This is a genomic window from Methylocapsa sp. S129, from assembly GCF_009765995.1.
Lineage (GTDB): Bacteria > Pseudomonadota > Alphaproteobacteria > Rhizobiales > Beijerinckiaceae > Roseiarcus.
Genome location: NZ_LMUI01000023.1, coordinates 144,842 through 164,642 on the forward strand (window position 1 = coordinate 144,842; position 19,801 = coordinate 164,642).

Annotated in this window: 16 protein-coding genes; 8 read left to right on the forward strand and 8 right to left on the reverse strand. The window is 63.2% G+C overall.

What is annotated here, in order from left to right; translation table 11 throughout:
- Positions 1-53 precede the first annotated feature (53 nt).
- Complete coding sequence (locus GSQ90_RS15280) at positions 54-992, forward strand: exopolyphosphatase (protein WP_158815704.1); 939 nt, start codon at positions 54-56, stop codon at positions 990-992.
- Positions 993-1,152: 160 nt separating this feature from the next.
- Here the strand turns inward: GSQ90_RS15280 and GSQ90_RS15285 are convergent, their stop codons facing one another.
- Both GSQ90_RS15285 and GSQ90_RS15290 read right to left on the reverse strand, forming a co-directional pair.
- Positions 1,153-1,914 (reverse strand): GntR family transcriptional regulator, encoded by a 762-nt coding sequence (locus GSQ90_RS15285; RefSeq protein WP_158815705.1) that lies wholly within the window; start codon positions 1,912-1,914, stop codon positions 1,153-1,155.
- A 54-nt stretch (positions 1,915-1,968) separates the two neighbouring features.
- Complete coding sequence (locus GSQ90_RS15290) at positions 1,969-2,793, reverse strand: alpha/beta hydrolase (protein WP_158815706.1); 825 nt, start codon at positions 2,791-2,793, stop codon at positions 1,969-1,971.
- A 109-nt stretch (positions 2,794-2,902) separates the two neighbouring features.
- Between GSQ90_RS15290 and GSQ90_RS15295 the strand changes: the two genes are divergently transcribed.
- Positions 2,903-3,916 carry an isopenicillin N synthase family oxygenase gene (locus GSQ90_RS15295; protein WP_158815707.1) on the forward strand — a complete coding sequence of 338 codons (1,014 nt, stop codon included), beginning with the start codon at positions 2,903-2,905 and terminating at the stop codon, positions 3,914-3,916.
- 28 nt (positions 3,917-3,944) lie between these two features.
- On the opposite strand, the gene GSQ90_RS15300 is transcribed toward GSQ90_RS15295, so the two are convergent.
- Entirely contained in the window at positions 3,945-4,637 is a 693-nt protein-coding gene (locus tag GSQ90_RS15300; RefSeq protein ID WP_210254903.1) for a GntR family transcriptional regulator, read from the reverse strand.
- A 211-nt stretch (positions 4,638-4,848) separates the two neighbouring features.
- On the opposite strand from GSQ90_RS15300, the gene GSQ90_RS15305 reads away from it, so the two are divergent.
- The 5 genes from GSQ90_RS15305 to GSQ90_RS15325 all read left to right on the forward strand — a co-directional run bounded on the left by GSQ90_RS15305 (position 4,849) and on the right by GSQ90_RS15325 (position 10,655).
- Positions 4,849-5,838: an isopenicillin N synthase family oxygenase gene (locus tag GSQ90_RS15305; RefSeq protein ID WP_210254904.1), complete on the forward strand. Its 990-nt coding sequence runs from the start codon at positions 4,849-4,851 to the stop codon at positions 5,836-5,838.
- A 40-nt stretch (positions 5,839-5,878) separates the two neighbouring features.
- Positions 5,879-7,003: a CapA family protein gene (locus GSQ90_RS15310; protein WP_158815709.1), complete on the forward strand. Its 1,125-nt coding sequence runs from the start codon at positions 5,879-5,881 to the stop codon at positions 7,001-7,003.
- A gap of 77 nt (positions 7,004-7,080) precedes the next feature.
- The gene (locus GSQ90_RS15315) at positions 7,081-8,028 is read left to right on the forward strand and encodes a sugar ABC transporter substrate-binding protein (protein ID WP_158815710.1); all 948 of its coding nucleotides are present in this window, start codon (positions 7,081-7,083) and stop codon (positions 8,026-8,028) included.
- Positions 8,029-8,121: 93 nt separating this feature from the next.
- The gene (locus GSQ90_RS15320) at positions 8,122-9,627 is read left to right on the forward strand and encodes a sugar ABC transporter ATP-binding protein (RefSeq protein WP_158815711.1); all 1,506 of its coding nucleotides are present in this window, start codon (positions 8,122-8,124) and stop codon (positions 9,625-9,627) included.
- Positions 9,624-10,655, forward strand: coding sequence for an ABC transporter permease (locus GSQ90_RS15325; RefSeq protein WP_158815712.1), 1,032 nt, complete (start codon positions 9,624-9,626; stop codon positions 10,653-10,655). The genes GSQ90_RS15320 and GSQ90_RS15325 overlap by 4 nt, the downstream gene beginning before the upstream one ends.
- Before the next feature lie 108 nt (positions 10,656-10,763).
- Here GSQ90_RS15325 and GSQ90_RS15330 read toward each other — a convergent pair whose 3' ends face one another.
- Both GSQ90_RS15330 and GSQ90_RS15335 read right to left on the reverse strand, forming a co-directional pair.
- A complete protein-coding gene (locus tag GSQ90_RS15330; RefSeq protein WP_158815713.1) occupies positions 10,764-12,017 on the reverse strand; it encodes an efflux RND transporter periplasmic adaptor subunit in 1,254 nt (417 codons plus the stop codon).
- Positions 12,018-12,029: 12 nt separating this feature from the next.
- The gene (locus GSQ90_RS15335; protein ID WP_158815714.1) at positions 12,030-15,215 is read right to left on the reverse strand and encodes an efflux RND transporter permease subunit; all 3,186 of its coding nucleotides are present in this window, start codon (positions 15,213-15,215) and stop codon (positions 12,030-12,032) included.
- A gap of 432 nt (positions 15,216-15,647) precedes the next feature.
- Here GSQ90_RS15335 and GSQ90_RS15340 point away from each other — a divergent pair, with 432 nt between their 5' ends.
- The gene (locus tag GSQ90_RS15340) at positions 15,648-18,161 is read left to right on the forward strand and encodes an FAD-dependent oxidoreductase (RefSeq protein WP_158815715.1); all 2,514 of its coding nucleotides are present in this window, start codon (positions 15,648-15,650) and stop codon (positions 18,159-18,161) included.
- 27 nt (positions 18,162-18,188) lie between these two features.
- On the opposite strand, the gene GSQ90_RS15345 is transcribed toward GSQ90_RS15340, so the two are convergent.
- Genes GSQ90_RS15345 through GSQ90_RS15355 form a run of 3 tightly spaced genes read right to left on the reverse strand, consistent with a single transcriptional unit; the run spans position 18,189 to position 19,759 of the window.
- A complete protein-coding gene (locus tag GSQ90_RS15345; RefSeq protein WP_158815716.1) occupies positions 18,189-18,602 on the reverse strand; it encodes a hypothetical protein in 414 nt (137 codons plus the stop codon).
- Positions 18,603-18,623: 21 nt separating this feature from the next.
- Complete coding sequence (locus tag GSQ90_RS15350; RefSeq protein ID WP_158815717.1) at positions 18,624-18,932, reverse strand: hypothetical protein; 309 nt, start codon at positions 18,930-18,932, stop codon at positions 18,624-18,626.
- A 26-nt stretch (positions 18,933-18,958) separates the two neighbouring features.
- Positions 18,959-19,759 carry a uroporphyrinogen-III synthase gene (locus tag GSQ90_RS15355; protein ID WP_371418385.1) on the reverse strand — a complete coding sequence of 267 codons (801 nt, stop codon included), beginning with the start codon at positions 19,757-19,759 and terminating at the stop codon, positions 18,959-18,961.
- Positions 19,760-19,801 lie beyond the last annotated feature (42 nt).

A 19,801-nucleotide genomic window follows, 5' to 3' on the forward strand; every position in this document is an offset into this window, starting at 1 on the left:
GATATTCAGCTTTTTGGCCGACAAGCGACGTTTTACGCCTTAAGGAGCGGCCCGTGCCCCCTACCCAATTCCGTTTGGTGACCCGCAGCGATTTCGACGGCCTGGTGTGCGGCGTTCTTCTCAAAGAATTGAACCTGATCGACGAGATCACCTTCGTTCATCCCAAAGACATGCAGGACGGCAAAGTCGCCATTTCGGGGCGCGACATCATCACCAACCTGCCCTATGTCGACGGCTGCCATCTGGCCTTCGACCATCATTCGAGCGAACTCGACCGCGGCGGCGGCGAAATGCCGCCCAATCACATCATCGACCCCGACGCTCTGTCGGCAGCCCGCGTCGTCTACCGCTATTTCGGCGGCCAGCCGCATTTCCCGGGCGTTCGCGAGGATATTATGCGCGCGGTCGACAAGGCCGATTCGGCGCAATTCACAGGCGATGAAATTCTCCGCCCGCAAGGCTGGGCCTTCCTCAGCTTCCTGATGGATTCGCGCACGGGGCTCGGCCGCTTCCGGCAGTTTCGCATCTCCAATTACGAACTGATGATGCAATTGATCGACCGCTGCCGCACCCATACGGTCGAGGAGATTCTCGAATCGCCCGACGTCAAGGAGCGCGTCGATCTCTATCGCCAGCACGACGCGCCTTTTCGCGAGCAGGTGCTGCGTTGCGCGCGCGTTTACCGAGACCTCGTCGTCCTCGATCTTCGCCAGGAGGAGACGATCTACGCCGGCAATCGCTTCATGATCTACGCTTTGTTTCCGCAGTGCCGCGTCTCGATGCATGTGCTGTGGGGCGTCAAGCAGCAAAACACCGTCTTCGCCATCGGCAAGTCGATCATCGACCGCGGCTCGCCCATCGATGTCGGCTCGGTTTGCCTGAGCTATGGCGGGGGCGGCCATGAGGCGGCCGGAACCTGCCAGGTCGACAATGCCCGCGCCGCCGATGTGATGGCGGAACTGATCGGCAAGCTCGCGGTGCGTGCGCACTGACGCGTTCCGAGGCCGCGCCGCCCCTTCTGAAGATTTGTATCGCCGACACGAGACGCAGTCACGCCGAAGGCGCCGTAACGAAGTGAAGGACCGGCGAAGTCGGTTGACGGCGGCTCGGCGGCGTGGCCCTTCTCTCCGCGCGACCCGCGCCCAACCGATCCTAGGCCATCTCCAACATATCCGAAAAAATCGCGACAAGGTCCGTCCCGCCTTCCTCGTCGACGAGCGTCAGCGCCGCCTCGATATGGTCGAGATGGGCCATGGCGAGCGTGGTCGCGCGTTCGGAATCGCCGACCGCCAGGGCTTCGACGATCGGGTCATGCTCGCGCAACGAGCAATCGAGTTGCGTCGTCGTCGCATAGGCGGCCAAGGCGAGCGACATTTGCGCGATGAGGTCGCGCAGCATCGAGACGAAAACGCCGTTTCCCGCCAGTTCCGCGAGCTTCAGGTGGAAATTTCCCGACAGGCGGATTTCCGCGCTGCGGTCCTTGGCGGCGACGGCGTGGTGCTCGGCGATCAGATGCGCCCTGAGCGACGCGGCCGCTTCATGGCGTTCGCCTTCGGGGAGCGCCGCGACGAGACGCACGACCTCCCTTTCGAGCAGCCGGCGCGCCTGGAAGACGTCGCGCGTTTCCTTGGCCGAGGGCCGCGCGACAAAAGCGCCGCGATTGGGTTCGAGTTGCACGATCCGCCGCTGCGACAGGATCAGCAGCACTTTGCGGATGCGCGCGCGGTTGAGCTTAAAGATTTCCGCGAGCTGTTCCTCCACCAGCTTGACGCCAGGCGCCAGCCGGCGCTCGGCGACCGCCTGAATCACGGCGTTGAACATCCGCTCCTCGGCCGCCGACAGGCCGACGATCCGCTGGTCCGTTTCCCTCGCCGGCGCGTTATTAGCGGCGAGCGAAGACTTGCGTCGTGTCATGAATCTTACCGGTTCTCGAAAACGCTCTCGGGCTCAACGCCGAAACGATTCCCTTCATTGTGTCAGTTCGGCCATGCTCCTCGCAAGAACGCCGTCGCCAGCGGCGAGCGTTTCGAGGATCGAAAAATGGTCCGCGCCTTCGACCGGTAGGATACCCGGTCGCCAACCCTGGGCCCTCAAAACCTCGCCGAAATCGCGCGACTGGCGCTGGATTTCGGGACGCTCTTTGTCGCCAAAAGCGAGCACGAGAGGTTTTGGCGCCCCCACCGGCCGGTGCAGCGGAGAAAACTGGCGGGCGTCCTCCGCCGACATGCCGATCGCATCGTTGAGACTCGACAGGCGGATCGGCTCGAGATCGTAGATTCCGCTGATCAGCAAGCCGCCCCTCACCTGCGGCAGGTCCAAGGCATAGGCCATGAGATGGGCCCCTGTCGAGATTCCGCACAGCCATACCTCAGACTTGCCGCTCACGATTGTTAACAATTTCTCGGCGAGCCATTGCGTCATCGCGATCGCTTCCGCGCATATGTCGGCCATGCCTGCGGCCGGCGCCAGCGTATATTCGCCGATCGCGACGTTCAGGCCATGCGCGAGCAGACCTGCCGCGATGAAAGCCTGCCCCTCCTTGTCGTTCCATTGCCAATAGCCGCCGTGCAGGAACAGAATTGTCGGCCGCGAGGGCTGGCCGCAGGGAAAGATGTCGAGGCGCTGGCGAACGCCCTCGCCATAGCGCAGATCGCGCAGGCAAGGCCTGGCGGCGTAAAGAGCGCCGCTTCGGTCCGCCCAGCGCGCGAGATAGCCCTCCCAGCCGGGCACGACAGCGCGATTGTTGTATGCGGCGTCGAGGCCGGCGCGGTCCATTCCCCGATAGAAATTCATGCGTTCTGTCCAAAAAAGCGCCATGGCGTTGCTGATTATTTAATCTTGTATTGTTTACACTATTGTTTACAAAAATTCAACATCGAAAGACGCAGCGAAGGAGGCGCATATGGCCGCGCTCGAACAAGTCCCGATCGTCGATCTCCAGCCATTCCTGGCCGGAACGCCCGAAGAAAAAAAGCGCGTCGCCGGGTTGGTCGACAGGACGAACCGCGAAATCGGCTTTCTCGTCATTACCGGCCATGGCTTCGATCCCGATCTTTTGTCGGGCTGGTTCGACGCGTCGCGCCGGTTCTTCGAGCAATCCGCCGAGGCCAAGCTGAAATATGTCCCGGCGACGCCGGAATCGCATCAAGGCTATCATCGCCTCGCCGCCTCGGGGCTGGCCGCCAAGGAGGGGCGGGAGGCGCCGCCGGATCTGCGCGAATATTTCATGATCGGCCGAATGGATGTCGCCGATCCCTATTTCCACACGGAGGCGGCGCGCCGCTTTTATCGGGAGAATGGCTGGCCGGCCTTCCCGCCCGATTTCCGTCTGTTGGGCGAGAATTATTACCGCGCCGTCGAAAATCTCGGCCGCCAGCTCATGGCCTTGTTCGCGGCGGCGCTGGGCCTCGACGAAGCCTATTTCAAGCCTGCGATCGACAAGCACTTTTCCGTCGTCAGTTCGATCTATTATCCCGCCCAGCGCGAGGCGCCCGCGCCCGGTCAATTGCGCGCGGGCGCGCATACCGATTACGGCGCCCTGACGATCCTCGCCCCGAGCGATTCGCCGGGCGGCCTGCAGGTGCGCATGCCGTCCGGCGAATGGGCCGACGTGCCGTTCGTCCCGGGCGCTTTCGTCATCAACATCGGCGATATGATGCAGCGCTGGACCAACGACCGCTGGCTCTCGAACATGCATCGCGTCGTCAATCCGCCCGCGCAAAGCGCCGCGCCGCCGCGTCCGCGCCAGTCGATCGCTTTCTTCCTGCATCCCAATTACGACGCGGTCGTCGAATGCCTGCCCACCTGCCAGAGCGCGGATCATCCGGCCCAATACGAGCCGATCCGCGCGGGCGATTACATGATGACGAAGGAAGCCGCGATCGCCGCCGCCAAGCCGTCAAAATCGGCGGCCTGAGCGGGACGCGGCGATGCCTGAGCGAGGGTCAGCCCACCGTCTCGATGATGCGCTTCAGATCGACGTCGCGGCGCGGCGGCGGGTAGAAATCGAGTTCCGCCTCCAGCACGAACAGGCACCGCTCGATCTGGCGAGCGGCGAGCAGGCTCTGGCCCGATTCGATCAGCTCCATCAGCAGGCGATATTGCTCCGGCATCGTTGCGAATGCGCGGGGCGTGCCATAGACGCCGAGAATCAGCGAGGTCCGCAGGATCAGTTGTTCGAGCGCGGCGGTCAGCGCCTCGTTATGCGCCAAAGCGGCGAGCGACAGATGGAAGCCGCTGATCCCGCTGATCGCGAGTTTACGGTTGCCGCGATTCCAGTTGAGCTCCTGATCCCTCACTTGGCGCCAGAGGACGCCGATCTGATAGGTCAGGATGGTGCGGGTGACGATTTCCGTCGTGACGCGCTCGATCGCGCGCCGCGCTTCGAACACGTCGCGCGCTTCCTTGACGCCGGGCCAGGCGACGAAGGCGCCGCGATTCTTCTGCAGGTCGACCAGGTTTTCGAAGGCGAGCCGCTGAAAGGCGGCGCGGACGAAGAAGCGCTTGGTGGCGAAGGATTCGGCGATCGTCTCCTCAGGCAGCTTGGTTCCCGGCGGCAGATCGCCGGCCGAGACCGCGGCTCTGATGCGTTCGCAAATCGCGCTCTCGACATCGTCGGATTTGATTCGAGGCCGCAAGCTGCGCTTCGGTTCGACGATTTTCTCGGCCGTTTTGCCCAATGTCTGACCTTCAGCTTGCCAATTTTATCATCGCAGATTGTTAACAATCATGGAAATTTTGTCAATGATTCTCGTCAGCAAGGCCTAATTTCCAACTAAGTAATTGATTTCTATGGGATGGTACGGCGGTTGCTCCGAAACGCGCAGAATTCAAACACGAGAGCCTCCCATGAAGAAAATGACATCCATCCCCGTCATCGACCTTGCCCCCTATCTCGAAGGGACGCCGGAAGGCCGCAAGAAAGTCGCCGCCGAAGTCAACAAGGCTTGCGAGGAGATCGGCTTCTTCCTGATCAAAGGCCATGGCGTCGCCCAGGATATCGTCGATCGCACGTATAATACGGCCGAATCTTTCTTCCGCTTGCCCATCGACGACAAGCTGCCGATCAAAACCCCCTCCGTCGATATCGCCCGGGGCTACACGCCGTTCAAAGGCGAGACGCTGTCGGCGGGCCTCGGCAAGGCGGCCCCGGCCGATCTCAAGGAAATCATCGATATGGGGCCGGTCGACGTGCCCGGCGGCGAATATTACGAGCGCCCGGACGCGAAGAATTTCTTTCACCCCAATCTGTGGCCGGCCAAGCCCGACAATTTCCAGCCGGCGATGGAGACCTATTACCGGCGGATGAACCGCCTCGCCAACGATCTCATGGGCATTTTCGCCCTCGCGCTCGACCTGCCCGACGACTTCTTCTTCGACAAGCTCGACAAGAACATGAGCGCGTTGCGGATCATCTGCTATCCCGAGCAAAAAGAAGCGCCCGAGCCCGGGCAATTGCGCGGCGGCGCCCATACCGATTACGGCACGCTGACGATCCTGATGTCGGACAAGGCGGCCGGCGGCCTCCAGGCGCAGCATCGCGACGGCTATTGGGTCGATGTCGTGACCGAGCCGGGCACTTACGTCATCAATATCGGCGACATCATGCAGATATGGACGAACGACCGCTGGGTTTCGACCATGCATCGGGTCGTCAATCCGCCGGCGGAACTGGCCGACAAATCGCGGCGCCATTCCATCGTGTTCTTCCACCAGCCCAATTACGACGCGCTGATCGATACGCTGCCCTCATGCTTCAGCGCGCAGCGGCCCAAGAAATACGAGCCGCTCACCTACAAAGACCATTGGCTCGGCAAGTGGAACGCGACGCGCAAATGACCCGGCCAACCGCCCGTCACTCCTGAACCATAGGTTGGCCATGCAGCCCATGATCCTGGCTCTCAGCGGCGACATCCTTCCCACGCGCCGTCTCACGGCGCCCGCCCGCGCCGTCGAGGATGTCTATGATCTCATTCGCACGGCCGATCTCGCGATCGGCAATTTCGAGATGCCGCTGACGGATGGCGGCGCGCCCGTCCAGAAGCTCCTGAATATCCGCGCGGCGCCGGAGATCGCCGCCGATGTCCCCGCGCTCGGCTTCGGCGTCCTGACGCTGGCGAATAACCATGCTGTCGATTATGGCTGGACCGGCCTTGAGGACACGCTCTGGCTTCTGCGCGAGCAGAAAATAACAGTCGTCGGCGCGGGGTGGAACGAGGCCGAGGCGGCGGCGCCCGCCACGCTCGATGTGCAAGGGCGACGGATCGCCATCATCGCCTTTTCCTGCCTGACGCCAACGGGCATGAGCGCCGCGCCAGACCGCCCTGGCATAGCCGCCCTGCATGTCGAGACCGCTTACGAGATCGATCCTTGGTATCAGATGGAGGAGCCCGGCGATCCCTCCGTCGTCAAGATCAAGACGCGGATCCGGGATCTCGATCTGGCCAAAGCGACGCGGCTGGTCGCCGAAGCGCGCGCCGCCTGCGACTTCCTCGTCGTCACCATCCATTGGGGTTTCGGCTCCGGCGAAGAGCTCGCCGAATACCAGCTTCCGCTCGGCCAGGCGCTGATCGACGCGGGGGCCGATGTCGTTCACGGCCATCACCCGCATGCGGTGCACGCCATCGGATTTCATCGCGGCAAGCCGATCTTCTTCGGGCCCGGCACTTTCATCGGCCAGCAAGTGTTCCTGGACGCGCCGCCCAACGTGAAGGCCTTGTGGGCGGGCATGTCGCCGGACGGCTACGTCGCGCGCTTAAGTCTCGCGAGCGGCGCCGACCCGACCATTGCACTTCATCCCACCACGCTCGATGCGGATCGGCTGCCGCGACTGGCGCACGGGGATGATTTCGACCGAATCGCGGAGCGGCTGAAACGCCTTTCCGCCCCCTATGGCGCCGTCATCTCTTCGGACGGCGGCGTCCTTCATGCCGCGCCGATTCCCGGCTGCCCGCGGCAATCACACGGCCCATGCATCGGCTCATGCCGGCGCTCATCAACTTAAGGGGGACGACGCATATGCTTAACAGGATGAATATCCCTGCGCCCACGAAACGGAGCCGCACACGACGCGTGGCCGCGATGGCTCTCTCGACTGCCGCTTTGGCGGTCGTCGCTCTCGGCCCATCGTCAGCCGCGCGCGCCGACGAGAAGATCATCGCCATCAGTTTCCCGAACGCGTCGATCATCGGCGCCGTCGTGACCGAGATCGAAGCGGCCAAAGCCAAGGGCGCGGCGATGGGCTACAAAGTCGTGGTCGACGATCCCGGCACCGATCTCAACAAGCAGATCAACACGATCAAGACCTGGACCGAACAGAAAGTCTCGGTGATCGTCTGCAACACGCTACAGCCCGCCGCCTTCGAATCGGTCGCCAAGCAGGCGCGCGCCGCCGGCGTGAAATGGATCACCTACGGACAGAAGATCGACAACCAGGACGCGACCGTCGGCTATGCGCAATATCACGACGGGCGTGCGCTCGGCGAATATGCCGGAAGCTGGATTACCGAGAAACAAGGCGGCAAGGCCAAGGTCGTCATCCTCGGCTATGAAAAGGGCGTCTGGGGCCAGCAGCGCGGCAGCGGCATCAAGGATGGCGTCAAGGCCAAGGCGCCGAACGCCGAGATCGTGGCGGAGCAAGACGCGATCAGCCCGACCGAAGGCTTGAACGTCACGCGCTCGATTCTGGAGGCCCATCCCGACGCCAACGTCATTCTCGGCGTCGAAGATCCGGCGACCGAAGGCGCTTACAAGGCCTGGATCGCGGCCGGCAAGGACAAAGCCGATCCGAACGCGTTCATCGGCGGCATGGACGGCACCGCTCAGGCTCTCAAGCTTCTGAGGGAGGGCGGCACGGTTTATCGCGCATCGATGGCGATCCCGCTCGTCGCGGTCGGCGAGGCGATGGTGACCACCGGCGACGCCCTCCTCAAGGGAACCAACAAGGGCGACGACATAGTTCCCCTGGAGCTCGTGGTCGAAAAATCGCCCAAGGCGGAGGAATATTTGAAGCAGCAGGGCGAGAAATAGGCGGCGGCCGAACGCGTCGACCGCATGCGGCCGGGCGTCTTCCGCCCGGCCGGTTCCTTGCATGCCGCTTCTCGTCGAAAGGAACCCGTCCGCATGGCCTTCGCGGTTTATGGCTTGAAGAAATCCTACGGCGGCGTCGAGGTTCTCAAAGGCGTGGACCTGCAGGTCGCCGACGGCGAGATCCACGCTCTGCTCGGCGCCAACGGCGCCGGCAAGTCGACCCTGATCAAGTGCCTGTCGGGCGCGATCCAGCCCGACGACGGCGTGATTATCGTCGGCGCCGACAAGTTCAACGCCCTGACGCCGCGCGAGGCCCGTCAGGCCGGGATCGCCGTCGTCTACCAGGACCTGTCGCTCGCCGCGACGCTCGACGTCGCCGATAACATGTTCCTCGGTCAGGAATTGCGGTTCGGCCCTTTTGTGCGCAAGCGCGCGCAGCGCAGGGAGGCCGCCCGCTGGCTCGACGAGATGGGGACCGGCATTGCGCCGACGGCGGCGCTGTCCAGCCTCGGCAATGCCGGCCTGCAGGCGGTCGAGATCGCCAAGGCTTTGCGCACGCGGCCCAAGGTCCTCATCCTCGACGAGCCGACCGCCGCTCTGTCCGAACGTGAAGCGGCGACGCTCGGCGCGCATCTTCTCGAATTGAAGAAGCAGAATCTGCCCTTGCTTTATGTGACGCACAGGCTGGGCGAAATCTTCGCCCTCGCCGATCGCGTCACGGTGTTGCGCGGCGGCCGCGTCGCGCTGACCGGCAAAGTGTCGCAATTCGATCGCGACGCTCTGGTCGACGCGATCGTCGGCGAGCGCATCGATCGGGGCCGGCCGGCGCCGTTTGAAGAACAGCCGGACGCAGAGCCCATCCTGCGCGTCGACGGGCTTCTGGCTGCTGGCGTCGGCCCGGTCAGCTTCGCCATCAGGCCTGGCGAAATCGTCGGCGTTTTCGGCCTCGTTGGATCCGGCCGCACCGAACTCCTCGAAACGCTGTTCGGAAGCCGCGTGCGCTACGGCGGGACTGTCGCCGTGGCCGGCAAGCCGCTGAGGGCTGGAGGGCCTGGGGACGCTGTGGCGGCGGGCCTCGCCCTCGTCCCTGCGGACCGATTGCGCAAGAGCATTCTGGGCGCGCTTTCGGCGGGCGAGAACATGCTGCTGTCGTCGTTCGGCCGGCTGGGGCGGATCGGCATGCGCAATCGGCGCGCCGAACGGCGGACATTCGCGCAGGCCGCCGGGCGGCTCGATCTGCGCCCGCCCCGGATGGACCTGGAGGCGCGGCGATTCTCCGGCGGCAATCAGCAAAAGCTTGTCATCGCCCGCTGGCTCAACGACACCCAGAATTGCCGGGTGCTGATGCTTGACGAGCCGACCCAGGGCGTCGATGTCGGCGCGCGCCGCGACATTTATGCGGCGTTGCGCGCGACTGCGGAATCGGGCGCCAGCGTCCTCGTCACTTCGTCGGAGCCGGAGGAGCTGGTGCAGATCGCCCACCGCGTCATCGTTCTCTCAGGCGGCCGCATCGCGGCGATCGTCAGCGCGGCCGACATCGAGGAAAGCCTGCTTCTCTCGCTCGCGCATAAAATCGAGCATCAAGGACATGCCGCATGAGCACGCAATCCATCGCGCCGGCGTCATCGCTGAAACGAAGCCGCGGCGTTCCCGTCGAAATGGTCGTCAACAACATCCTGTTGCTCGCGCTATTCGTGCTGGTCGTCTATTTCGCCACCCATAGCGGCGCCTTCCTGACGATCTCCAACATCAAGGTTCTGCTGACCAATTATGCCGCGATCGGCGTCGTCGCAGCGACCCTCGCGCTGTTGGTCATCGCGGGGCACGTCGATCTGTCGATAGGATCGAACATCGCTTTTTCCGGCATGATCACCGCGATCGCCATGACCTCATGGCAGGCGCCCCCGGCCGCGGGCGTTCTGATCGGCATCGCGTCAGGCGCGGCGATCGGGCTCGTCAACGGCGTGCTCTGCGCCTTTCTCAACTTCAGTCCGATCATCGTGACGCTCGGCATGCTGAGCGTGCTGCGCGGCGCGACATTGCTGATCAATCCCATTGAAATCAGCGGCCTCGGCGACGCCTTCTTCATGATCGGCAACGGCAGCGTGTTCGGCATGCCAATCCTGCTGATCGTCGTGCTCGGCTTCTTTCTGCTGTCGGCCGGTTTCCTGTCGCTGACCGTGTGGGGCCGCTATGTCTTCGCCATTGGCGTGAACCCGCAGGCGGCGTTTTTGGCCGCGCTTCCGGTGCGCTCCGTGCTGCTTGCGCTTTACATCGCGACGGGGGCGGCCGCGGGCGCGTCCGGCGTATTGCTGGTCAGCAGGCTCGACGGCGCCTCGCCAGGTTCTCTCGGGCTGCAGATGGAGCTGCAGGCGCTCACCATCGTCCTGCTCGGCGGCGTCGCCTTCGCTGGCGGACGCGGCCGGATGTTCGGCGTCTTTACGGCCTGGGTGTTCCTGGGCGTTCTCGACAACGGCCTGACGTTGCTCAACGTGCCGCCCTTCGTGCAATTGGTAGCGAGCGGCCTGGCGCTTGTCTTCGCCGCAAGCCTCGACGCGCTCGGCACCTTCCTGGGCCCGCGCCTGGAACAACGGCGCCGGGTCGCCGAACAAATGGCCCAGGAATAAAGCCGGTAAGGTTTGGCAGGGCCGTCATGGCCGCCTCCGGTTATCCCCGGAACGGCCATGACGATCGACAGATCATGAACGGCAAGTCGAGATCATCGGGTCATGGCCTCAATCGCTCTTAGCCGCGACCTTGTCGTCCTTTTGCGCGCCGACGACCACCGGAGGTTTCGCCTCCGCCGTGGCGATCTGCACGACATCGCCCGTTTGCGTCGATTCCGTGGGATTGTCGATCAGCCGGTCGGACAAGGACAGGCCCGATTCGATCTCGACATTATTGCCAAGATTGCGGCCAAGGGTCACCGGCCGCAAAGCCACTTTGTCGTTCGCATCCACCGCGGCCACGCGCATGCCATGGGCGCCGAACACCAAAGCGGTGGTGGGAATGCGCAAAGTGTTCGCATCGGAGGGAATGTGAAAATCGACATCGGCGAAGGCGCCGGGCCAGAGTTTTCCGTCCGGATTATCGGCCTGCAGCTCGATCAGGGCGGTGCGCGAATTTTCCACGAGCGCATTCGATGTCGACACAAGCTCCGCCTCGAACGCCTCCTGCTGGCCAGGCAGACGCAGCGTCGCCTTGATCCCGGGCTTGAGTTCGCCGAGGAAGGCTTGCGGAACATTCACATAGACGCGCATGCGATGGATGTCGGCGACCTGGAACAAGGCGCGCCCCGTCGTGCCGCCCGCATTGACGAGATCGCCGATATCGACATTGCGCGCCGTCACGACGCCGTCGAAGGGCGCCCTGATCTCTTCGAACCGGGCCAGTTCCTGCAATCGGCTCACCGCGGCCTGCTGGGCCGTGACATTGGCCCTGGCGACCGCCAGCGCCGCATTGCGCGAACTCGACGTCAGGCGATCCGTATCGCCCTGTTCCGCGCTCGACCACCCCTGCGCGACAAGCCGCGACGTTCGCTGGTCGGTCACCTTGCCAAGATCGGCGTTCGCCTGCGCCTGTTCGACCGCCGCCTGCAATTGCACGAGTTGGGCCTTGGCCTCTTCGAGCTGTTGATCGAGATCGGGCGCCGAGATCGAAGCGAGCACGTCGCCCTTGGCCACATGCGCGCCGATATCCTTGTTCCAAGCCGTCACATAGCCGCTCGCGCGGGCGAACAGCGAACCGGAATTGAACGCGCTCACATTGCCCGGCAGGACCAATTGCGCTTCGGCGGGTCCGCGTTCGGGCTGCACAAGCCGCACGGTGGGAACCGCCTGTTCATTGGTCCAGGCGCCGATCTCCTGCCGGCTCTTGGCGCGATCCACGACGCCGAAAATGGCGATGCCGATCGCGCCGACAGCGGCGGCGCAGAGAAGGAGCGTAACGCGGCGCGACTTGCGCGGTCGAATGGAGGTTTCAGAGGACATGAGGGCTCCGGGTCAGGCGGGGGATGGCAAACTGGAAAGCGGCTCGGCGGCGCTGGCTTGGCTGGCCTTGCGTCCATGCGCGATGGCGAACATCGTGGGCACGAACAACAGCGTCGCAAACGTAGCAAAAAGCAGGCCGCCGATGACGGCGCGGCCGAGCGGCGAATTCTGTCCCGGCTCGATCGCCATCGGCGCCATGCCGATGATCATCGCGAGCGCGGTCATCAGCACCGGCCTGAAGCGCGTGGCGCCCGCCTCCAGCGCGGCGGCGATCGCGTCCTTGCCTTCGGCGAGCTGTTCGCGCGCGAAACTGACGACGAGAATGCTGTTGGCCGTGGCGACGCCCATGCACATGATGGCCCCGGTCAAAGCGGGCACCGACAGGGTGGTGTAGGTGATGAACAGCATCCACACGATGCCGGCCAAAGCGGCCGGAAGCGCCATGATGATGACGAAAGGATCGAGCCAGGACTGGAAATTGACGACGATCAGCAGGTAGATCAGCACGACCGAAAAGGCGAGGCCGACGATCAATTGCTGATAGGCGCCGGTCATTGTCGCCGCCTGGCCGCGAATGGCGACTGTCGATCCCTTGGGAAGATCGGCGCGCGCATCGTCGACGATCTTCTGGATGTCGGCGGCGACGCCGCCCAGATCGCGCCCCTGCGTCGTTGCGTAGATATTGACAGTGTTGCGGATATTGTAATGCGAGACGATCGCGTCGAGCGGCTCAGGCGAGAGGGTCGCCAGGCCGCCCAGCAATTGCGTCGACTGGGCCGCGGTCAGCGGCAGGTTCTTGAGCTCGCCGAGCGTATCGATGCCATATTGCGGCGTCTGCACGGAAACGGGATAGGACACGCCATTGGCCGGGTTCAACCAATAGGTCGGCGCCGTCTGGGTGCTGCCCGACAGCGTCGCCTGAATGCTTGCGGCGGCGTCGCTTTCCGTTAGTCCGACAACGCCGGCGAGCTCCCGATTGAAATCCACTTTCAGCCCAGGGTCCTGGAATTGTTCCTGGATGCGCGGATCGGCGACGCCTGGGACGCGGCGGATCTTGGCGAGCAGCTTGTTGGCGAAGGCCCGGCTCTCCTCAAGATTGGCGCCGGCGATCTGGACGTCGAGCGGCGCCGGCGAGCCGAAATTGAGGATCTGGCTGACGATATCGGCGGGCAGGAAGGAGAAGGTCGAGCCGGGAAACGCCTTTGGCAATTGCTCGCGCAACGTCTTCACATAGGCGTCCGTCGCGGTCGGCCCTTCGTTCAATGTCACCAATATGTCGGCGTCGAACACGCCGATCGTGCCGGAATTTCCATATGCAATATTGATGCCGCTGTTGGGCAGGCCGATGTTGTCGACGATGCTCGCCACTTGCGCGGGCGGAATCAGCGCGCGAATCTTCTGTTCGACCTGATCGGCTAGGCGCGTCGTTTCCTCGATGCGGGTTCCGGTCGGCGCGCGCATATGCATCCGGATCGCGCCGCTGTCGACCGAAGGGAAGAAATCCTGTCCGAGAAATGGCGCGAGCCCGAGCGACAGCAGGGCGACGGCGAGGAAGCCGCCGGCGAACCAGAAGCGGCGCCCCAGCGCCAATCGCAACAGGCCGAGATAGCCCTGCCGCAGCCGTTCGAAATGATGTTCGAAGCCGCGTTGGAAGCGCGCGAAAAAGCCCGCGGGCGCGGGTTCGTCCGTTTCGACGCGCGTCGAATGATGATGCTGGCCGCGCAGCAGGAAATGCGCCATCGTCGGCACCAGCGTATAGGTCAAGCCATAGGAGGCGATCATCGCGAAGACGACCGCCATCGCCAGCGGCCGGAACAAATAGCCGGCGACGCCGCCGAGCGACAGCAGCGGCACGAAGGCGATGCAGATGCAGAACAAAGCGATCGTCGCCGGCGGCATGATTTCCTGCGCGCCGCGGGTGATCGCGGTCAAAATATCTTCGCCAAACTCCTCCATATGGCGATTGATGTTTTCGATGGTCACTGTCGCGTCGTCGACGAGGATGCCGACCGCCAGCGCCAGACCGCCGAGCGTCATCACATTGATCGTCTGGCCGAGCAGCGAAAGCGCGACCAGCGAGCTGAGCACCGCCAGAGGGATCGAAACGGTGATGATCAGGGTCGAACGCCAGCTTCCCAGAAACACCAGGATCATGAAACCCGTCAGCGCCGCCGCGATCAGGCCCTCGCGCACGACGGCGGCGACGGAGGATTTGACGAAGCCTGATTGATCGCCGACGAATTTCAGGTCGACCCCGGGCGGCAGGGTGGCCTGAACGGCCGGCAGCCGCGCCTTGATGCCGTCGATAATGTCGAGCGTCGACGCCGAGCCGATTTTCAGCACCGACATCAGCACGCCCTTGCGGCCGTCCAGTTGCACCACATTGGTCACCGGCGGCGAGCCATCATGGACGAAGGCGACATCGCGCATGAAGATGACGACGCCGTCGACCACTTTGACCGGCAGATTGTTGAAATCCTCGAGGATTTTTGGCGAGTCGTTGAGATCGATGGTGTATTCGTAGGAGCCGATCTTCTCGGTGCCGACCGGATTGATCAGGTTCTGCCGGGCGAGCGCATTGCCGACGTCGGCCGCCGAAATATTATGGGCGCGCAAAGCCTTCTGATCGAGGTCGATCTGCACTTGCCTGCCGGCGCCGCCATAGGCGTAGGGAATCTGGGCGCCGGGAACCGTCGTGAGCGCCGGCCGGATGAAATTCTGCGCGAGGTCGTTGAGTTGGGTTTGCGAGAGCGTGTCGCTCGACAGCGCGAGCTGGATGATCGGCACGCTCGAGGCATTATAGACCAGGATGATCGGCGGGGTGACCCCCGGAGGAAGCTGCTTCAAAATCGTCTGGGAAATCGAAGCGACCTGCGCCTGCGCGGCGCTGATGTCGACGGTCGGCTGGAAATAGATTTTGACGACGCCGGTGCCGGGCAGCGACTGCGATTCGATATGTTCGATGTCGTTGACCGTCGTCGACAGAATGCGTTCGTAGATCGAGACGATGCGGCCCGACATGTCGTCCGGCGGCAGGCCGGTATAGGTCCAAACGGCTGAGATGACCGGGATGCCGATATTGGGAAAAATATCGGTCGGCGTGCGGATCGCCGAAAGCCCGCCGTAGATAAGGATCAAGATCGCCATGACGACGAACGTGTAGGGACGCGCAAGAGCTAACCGAACGATGGCAGTCATGAATCCGAGCCTGGGATTGAAACGCCGCGCCCTTTTGATTCTTCAGGCCCGGCGTCGAAACACTGTCGCCTGGCAGAGGGTGTCAGCACGCAAACAATATACCCCAAGTATGGTGCGGTGCGTCATAACATTATCTTGATCAATTCCCCCATGAATCGGCCCCCATGTCAGGGCGAGGGGATGGTTACTCTTTAGGCGGAGCAATAACGGCGACAAAGCATGGGCAATGTGGCGGGAAACAGGCGCCGAAAATACTAGCAGAAAGCGGAAATTCAAATTGAGAGGCGCAGGCCTGCGCTTTGTGGCGGCGGTTCGAGAAAAGCCCCGGCGGGCTCTCGCATCTCGCATGAAATGTCCGTGCAGGCAGGATATAGCTGTTGGCGTCGCGTGCCGCGCGGCCAGGCGCAATCTCAAGAACGACGGATGAATCTCATGCGAACGCAGGCTCGGGTGGTGGTGATCGGCGGCGGGGTTGTCGGCGTTTCGACGCTCTATCATCTCGTCAAGAAGGGCCTGACCGACAGCGTTCTGGTCGAGCGCAAGGAATTGACCTCCGGCTCGACATGGCATGCCGCGGGGCTGCTGCCTCTCTTCAACGTCAGCTATTCCGTGGGGCAGATCCACAAATATTCGGTCGCCCTCTACAAGAAGCTCAGCGCCGAGACCGGGCTCGACGCCGGCCTCGCGCAGGTCTCGAACATCCGCCTCGCGCGCACGCAGGACCGCCTCGACGAATATAAATATTACGCCGGCGTCGCGGCGACGATCGGCGGCATCGAGGTGAACTTCCTCACGCCCCAGCAATTGAAGGAAATCTGGCCGCTCTGCGAGACCGACGGCATTCTGGGCGCGATCCAGCACCCGCAGGACGGCTATATTCAACCCGCCGATCTCACCCAGGCTTTGGCGCGCGGCGCGCGCAATGGCGGGGGCGAGATCAACCGCAATACGACCGTCAGCGCGATCGAGCGCACCGCGAGCGGCGAATGGAAGGTCGTCACCGACAAGGGCGACATCATTTGCGAACATGTCGTCTCGGCGACCGGCAATTTCGCGCGGCAGACGGGACGGATGGTTGGCCTCAACGTGCCGGTCATTCCCGTCCAGCACCAATATATCGTCACCGAGCAACATCCCGCGATCATGGCGCGCAAGGCGAAGGGCCTGCCCGAAATGGGCGTTCTGCGCGAATCCGACAGCTCCTGGTATATGCGCGAGGAAGCCGGCGGCCTGCTGCTCGGCCCTTATGAAGTCGGCGCGCCCGCCTGTTATGTCGACGGGCCGTCGGCGCAGAGCGAATATGAATTGTTCCAGGAGGACCTCGATCGCCTGGCGCCTCATATCGAGACGGCGATCGCCCGCGTGCCCGCCTTTGGCGAAGTCGGCATCAAGAAAGTCTATAATGGCGCCATCGCCTATACGCCTGATGGTTCGCCGATCGTCGGTCCGGCGCCGGGGCTGAAGAATTTCTGGCTCAATGAAGGCCATTCCTTCGGCATCACCGCCGCCGGCGGCGCCGGCTGGCAGCTCGCCGAATGGATCGCCGAGGGCGAGCCGACCATCGACATGCTCGGCGTCGATCCCCGTCGCTTCGGCCCCTATGCCCAGACCGGCTTTCTCATCGAGAAGAACGAAGAGGCCTACGCCAAGGTCTTTTCCACCCATTATCCCGACGAGGAGCGCGGCGGGGCGCGCCCATTGCGGCAGACGCCCTGCTATGGCCGCATGCGCGATCTCGGCGCGGTGTTTGGCGCGATCTATGGCTGGGAGCGGCCGAACTGGTTCGCGCCATCAGGCTATGCCTTGAGCGAGGCCGATCTCGCCAAGCCTGACGTCCTCATGAACGAGAACCATCCTCCGGTCGTCGGTGGCGCGAAGCCGCGCGAGAAATGGAGTTTCCGCCGCTCCAATTATTTCGACCATGTCGGCGCCGAATGCCGCAATGTGCATGAGAATGTCGGCCTGCAGGACATGTCGGCCTTCGCCAAATTCGAAGTCTCCGGCCCCGGCGCCGAGGCTTGGCTGGATTCGATCCTGACCAACAAGATTCCCAAAGCGCTCAACCGCGTGACGCTGACCTACCTCCTGACCAGGCGCGGCGGCGTGCGCGCCGAATTCACGCTGACCCGCGTCGGGCCGCAGCGCTTCTATCTCGTCTCCGCCGGCGCGCTTGAGACACATGATTTCGACACGCTGCAAAAACTTCTGCCCGCCGATCATAGCGTGCGCCTCGACAAGGTGACGACGCAATATGGCGTGCTGGTTCTGGCCGGCCCGCGCTCGCGCGAAGTGCTCGCCAAAGTCGCCGACATCGACGTTTCGGCAAAAGCGTTTCCCTGGCTGACGGCGCGGCCTTTGTCGATCGGCGCGGCGGGGCTGCTGGCTTTGCGCGTCAATTTCGTCGGCGAGCTCGGCTTTGAATTCCATCATCCGATCGAGATGCAGAATTACATTTTCGATCGTCTGATGGACGCGGGCGCGGAATTCGGCGTCAAGCCGTTCGGCATTCGCGCGATGGATTCGCTGCGGCTGGAAAAATCCTACAAACTGGTCGGGCGCGAATTGTCGATCGAATATGCCGGGCTCGAATCGGGCCTGGAGCGTTTCATCGATCTCAACAAGGGCGATTTCATCGGCCGCGACGCCCTGACGGCCTGGCGCGGCAAGGGCTTCGCCAATCGTCTCGTCACGATGGAAGTGCATGGCGTGACCGACGCCGACGCGCGCGGCTCCGAACCTGTGCTGCGCAACGGGGCGTCGGTGGGGCGGACGACGTCGGGCGGCTATGGCTGGCGAACGGGCAAATCGCTGGCGCTGGCGATGGTGCTGCCCGAACATGCGCAAGCTGGAACCGAACTCGACATTCAGGTGCTCGGCGAGACGCGGCGCGCCGTTATTGTCGACGACAGTCCGTTCGATCCGGATAATGCGCGGCTAAGGGGATGAAGCGGCGTTGATGCTCGGGGCTCCACCTTAGGTCGGTTGAATGGGGTCGGCAGCGGCTGGCCCTAAGAAAGGGCAACAATCCAAAATACCTCCGGCAATCGCCTCCTTCGTTTGTTCCATGACAGCCGCGCGCCGCTTCACCCGTTCCGCCCATTCCCGCGACGCCGCGCGATATGTGGAACGGTGTTGGCTCTTCCACCCGCGCGACTTCGGATCTCCCTCTGCCATCATCTGTGTTAGATAGACCTTCTTGATCTGGATGTCGTCGAATCGAGCGCGGTGATGCACACCGTTCCGTTCTCTAATTTCGGAACCGTAGGTCTTATCGAAGGACTTCATGAAGCGCCCAACGTCGATCTTGCGATCGGACGCTGTTTTGTTCACCGCGTTCAGCAGGTTCCTCGCGCGCTCCCGGAATTCGTAAAAGCGACTGAAATACATCTCACACACGTTGGTAAGATGCTACTCTTTCGAAACGGGAAGGTCGCTGAAGGGATATCGCCGGAAGTAGAACTCTAGGTTTTTTAATGTGTTTACCGTCGCTGTCAGGCTCAGATAGCCATACGCTACCGCGTGCTGCCCTTCGACCTCGTTCGAAAAGATGAAGTCCCCCAATTCGGCGGTTGGCGATCCAAATTCAGGTTCGCCGAAAAGGATCGTCTTTCCGATCTTTTCGCGGTTCCACTCCCTCCAGCCTGGATAGTTCTCCAGGTCGGTCATCCACTTGGTGATGCCTTTCATTAGACGGTCGTGGAGAGTGGGTTCCGGCATGCTGCAATTCTAAGGTGGGCGCGGCCCTATGGCCAAATATCACGCGTGGCAAAAGCTTCGCCAAGTTCCCGCACCAGCGGCTTCATAAAGTAGGTTTCATTGGCCGGCATCACATCGGCGCGCACGCCGAAGGCGGCAAGCTCGCCCGCAACGACAGGTCCGATCGCGGCGACAAGGATGCGCTCGAGCCCTTCCCGCGCGGCGTCGACGCGCCCGTCTTTGGCGGCGACCTGAAAAAACCGCCGCACCTGCGGCGAGCTGGTGAAGGCGATGGCGTCGATCTCGCCCGCTGCGATCTGCGCGATGATTCCAAGCACGCGCTCGTCATCGGCTTCGGACGCATAGACGTAGGGCAGAACCGCGTCCGCTTGCGCCCCCGCCCCGCTGAGAAAGCCAAGCAGCGGCTGGTGATCGCCGTCGGGATAGAGCTGCACGCCGACGCGGCGGCCGGTCAGATCGAAGGCGGCAAGGGCTTCGACCACCCCGGCGCTGGTGGGAGTCGGCGCGGTGAGATCGGCGTCGAGGCCGATCTCGCGCAAGGCGCGCACGGGCTTGGGGCCTCGCGTGATTTTTCGCGGGGGCCGAAGCGCGGCGACAAAGGAATCTCTGATCCCGGCGCGCTCCGCGACGCCTGCCAATCGGCGCAGCCCCTCGCCGGTCAGCAGGATAAGATCGTCGCCGGGCCGCGCGATGAAACGTCGCAGCCATTCCTCGACAGGCGCCGGATCGGGAGCGTCCCGGATCGCAACAAGCGGACAGGGAATGGGAATCGCGCCGCGCTCACGCAGCATGGTCGTGAACAGATCCAGCTCCCGGGTCTCGGGCACGACAATCCGCCGACCGGTCAATGGTGCGCCCATGGCTGAACC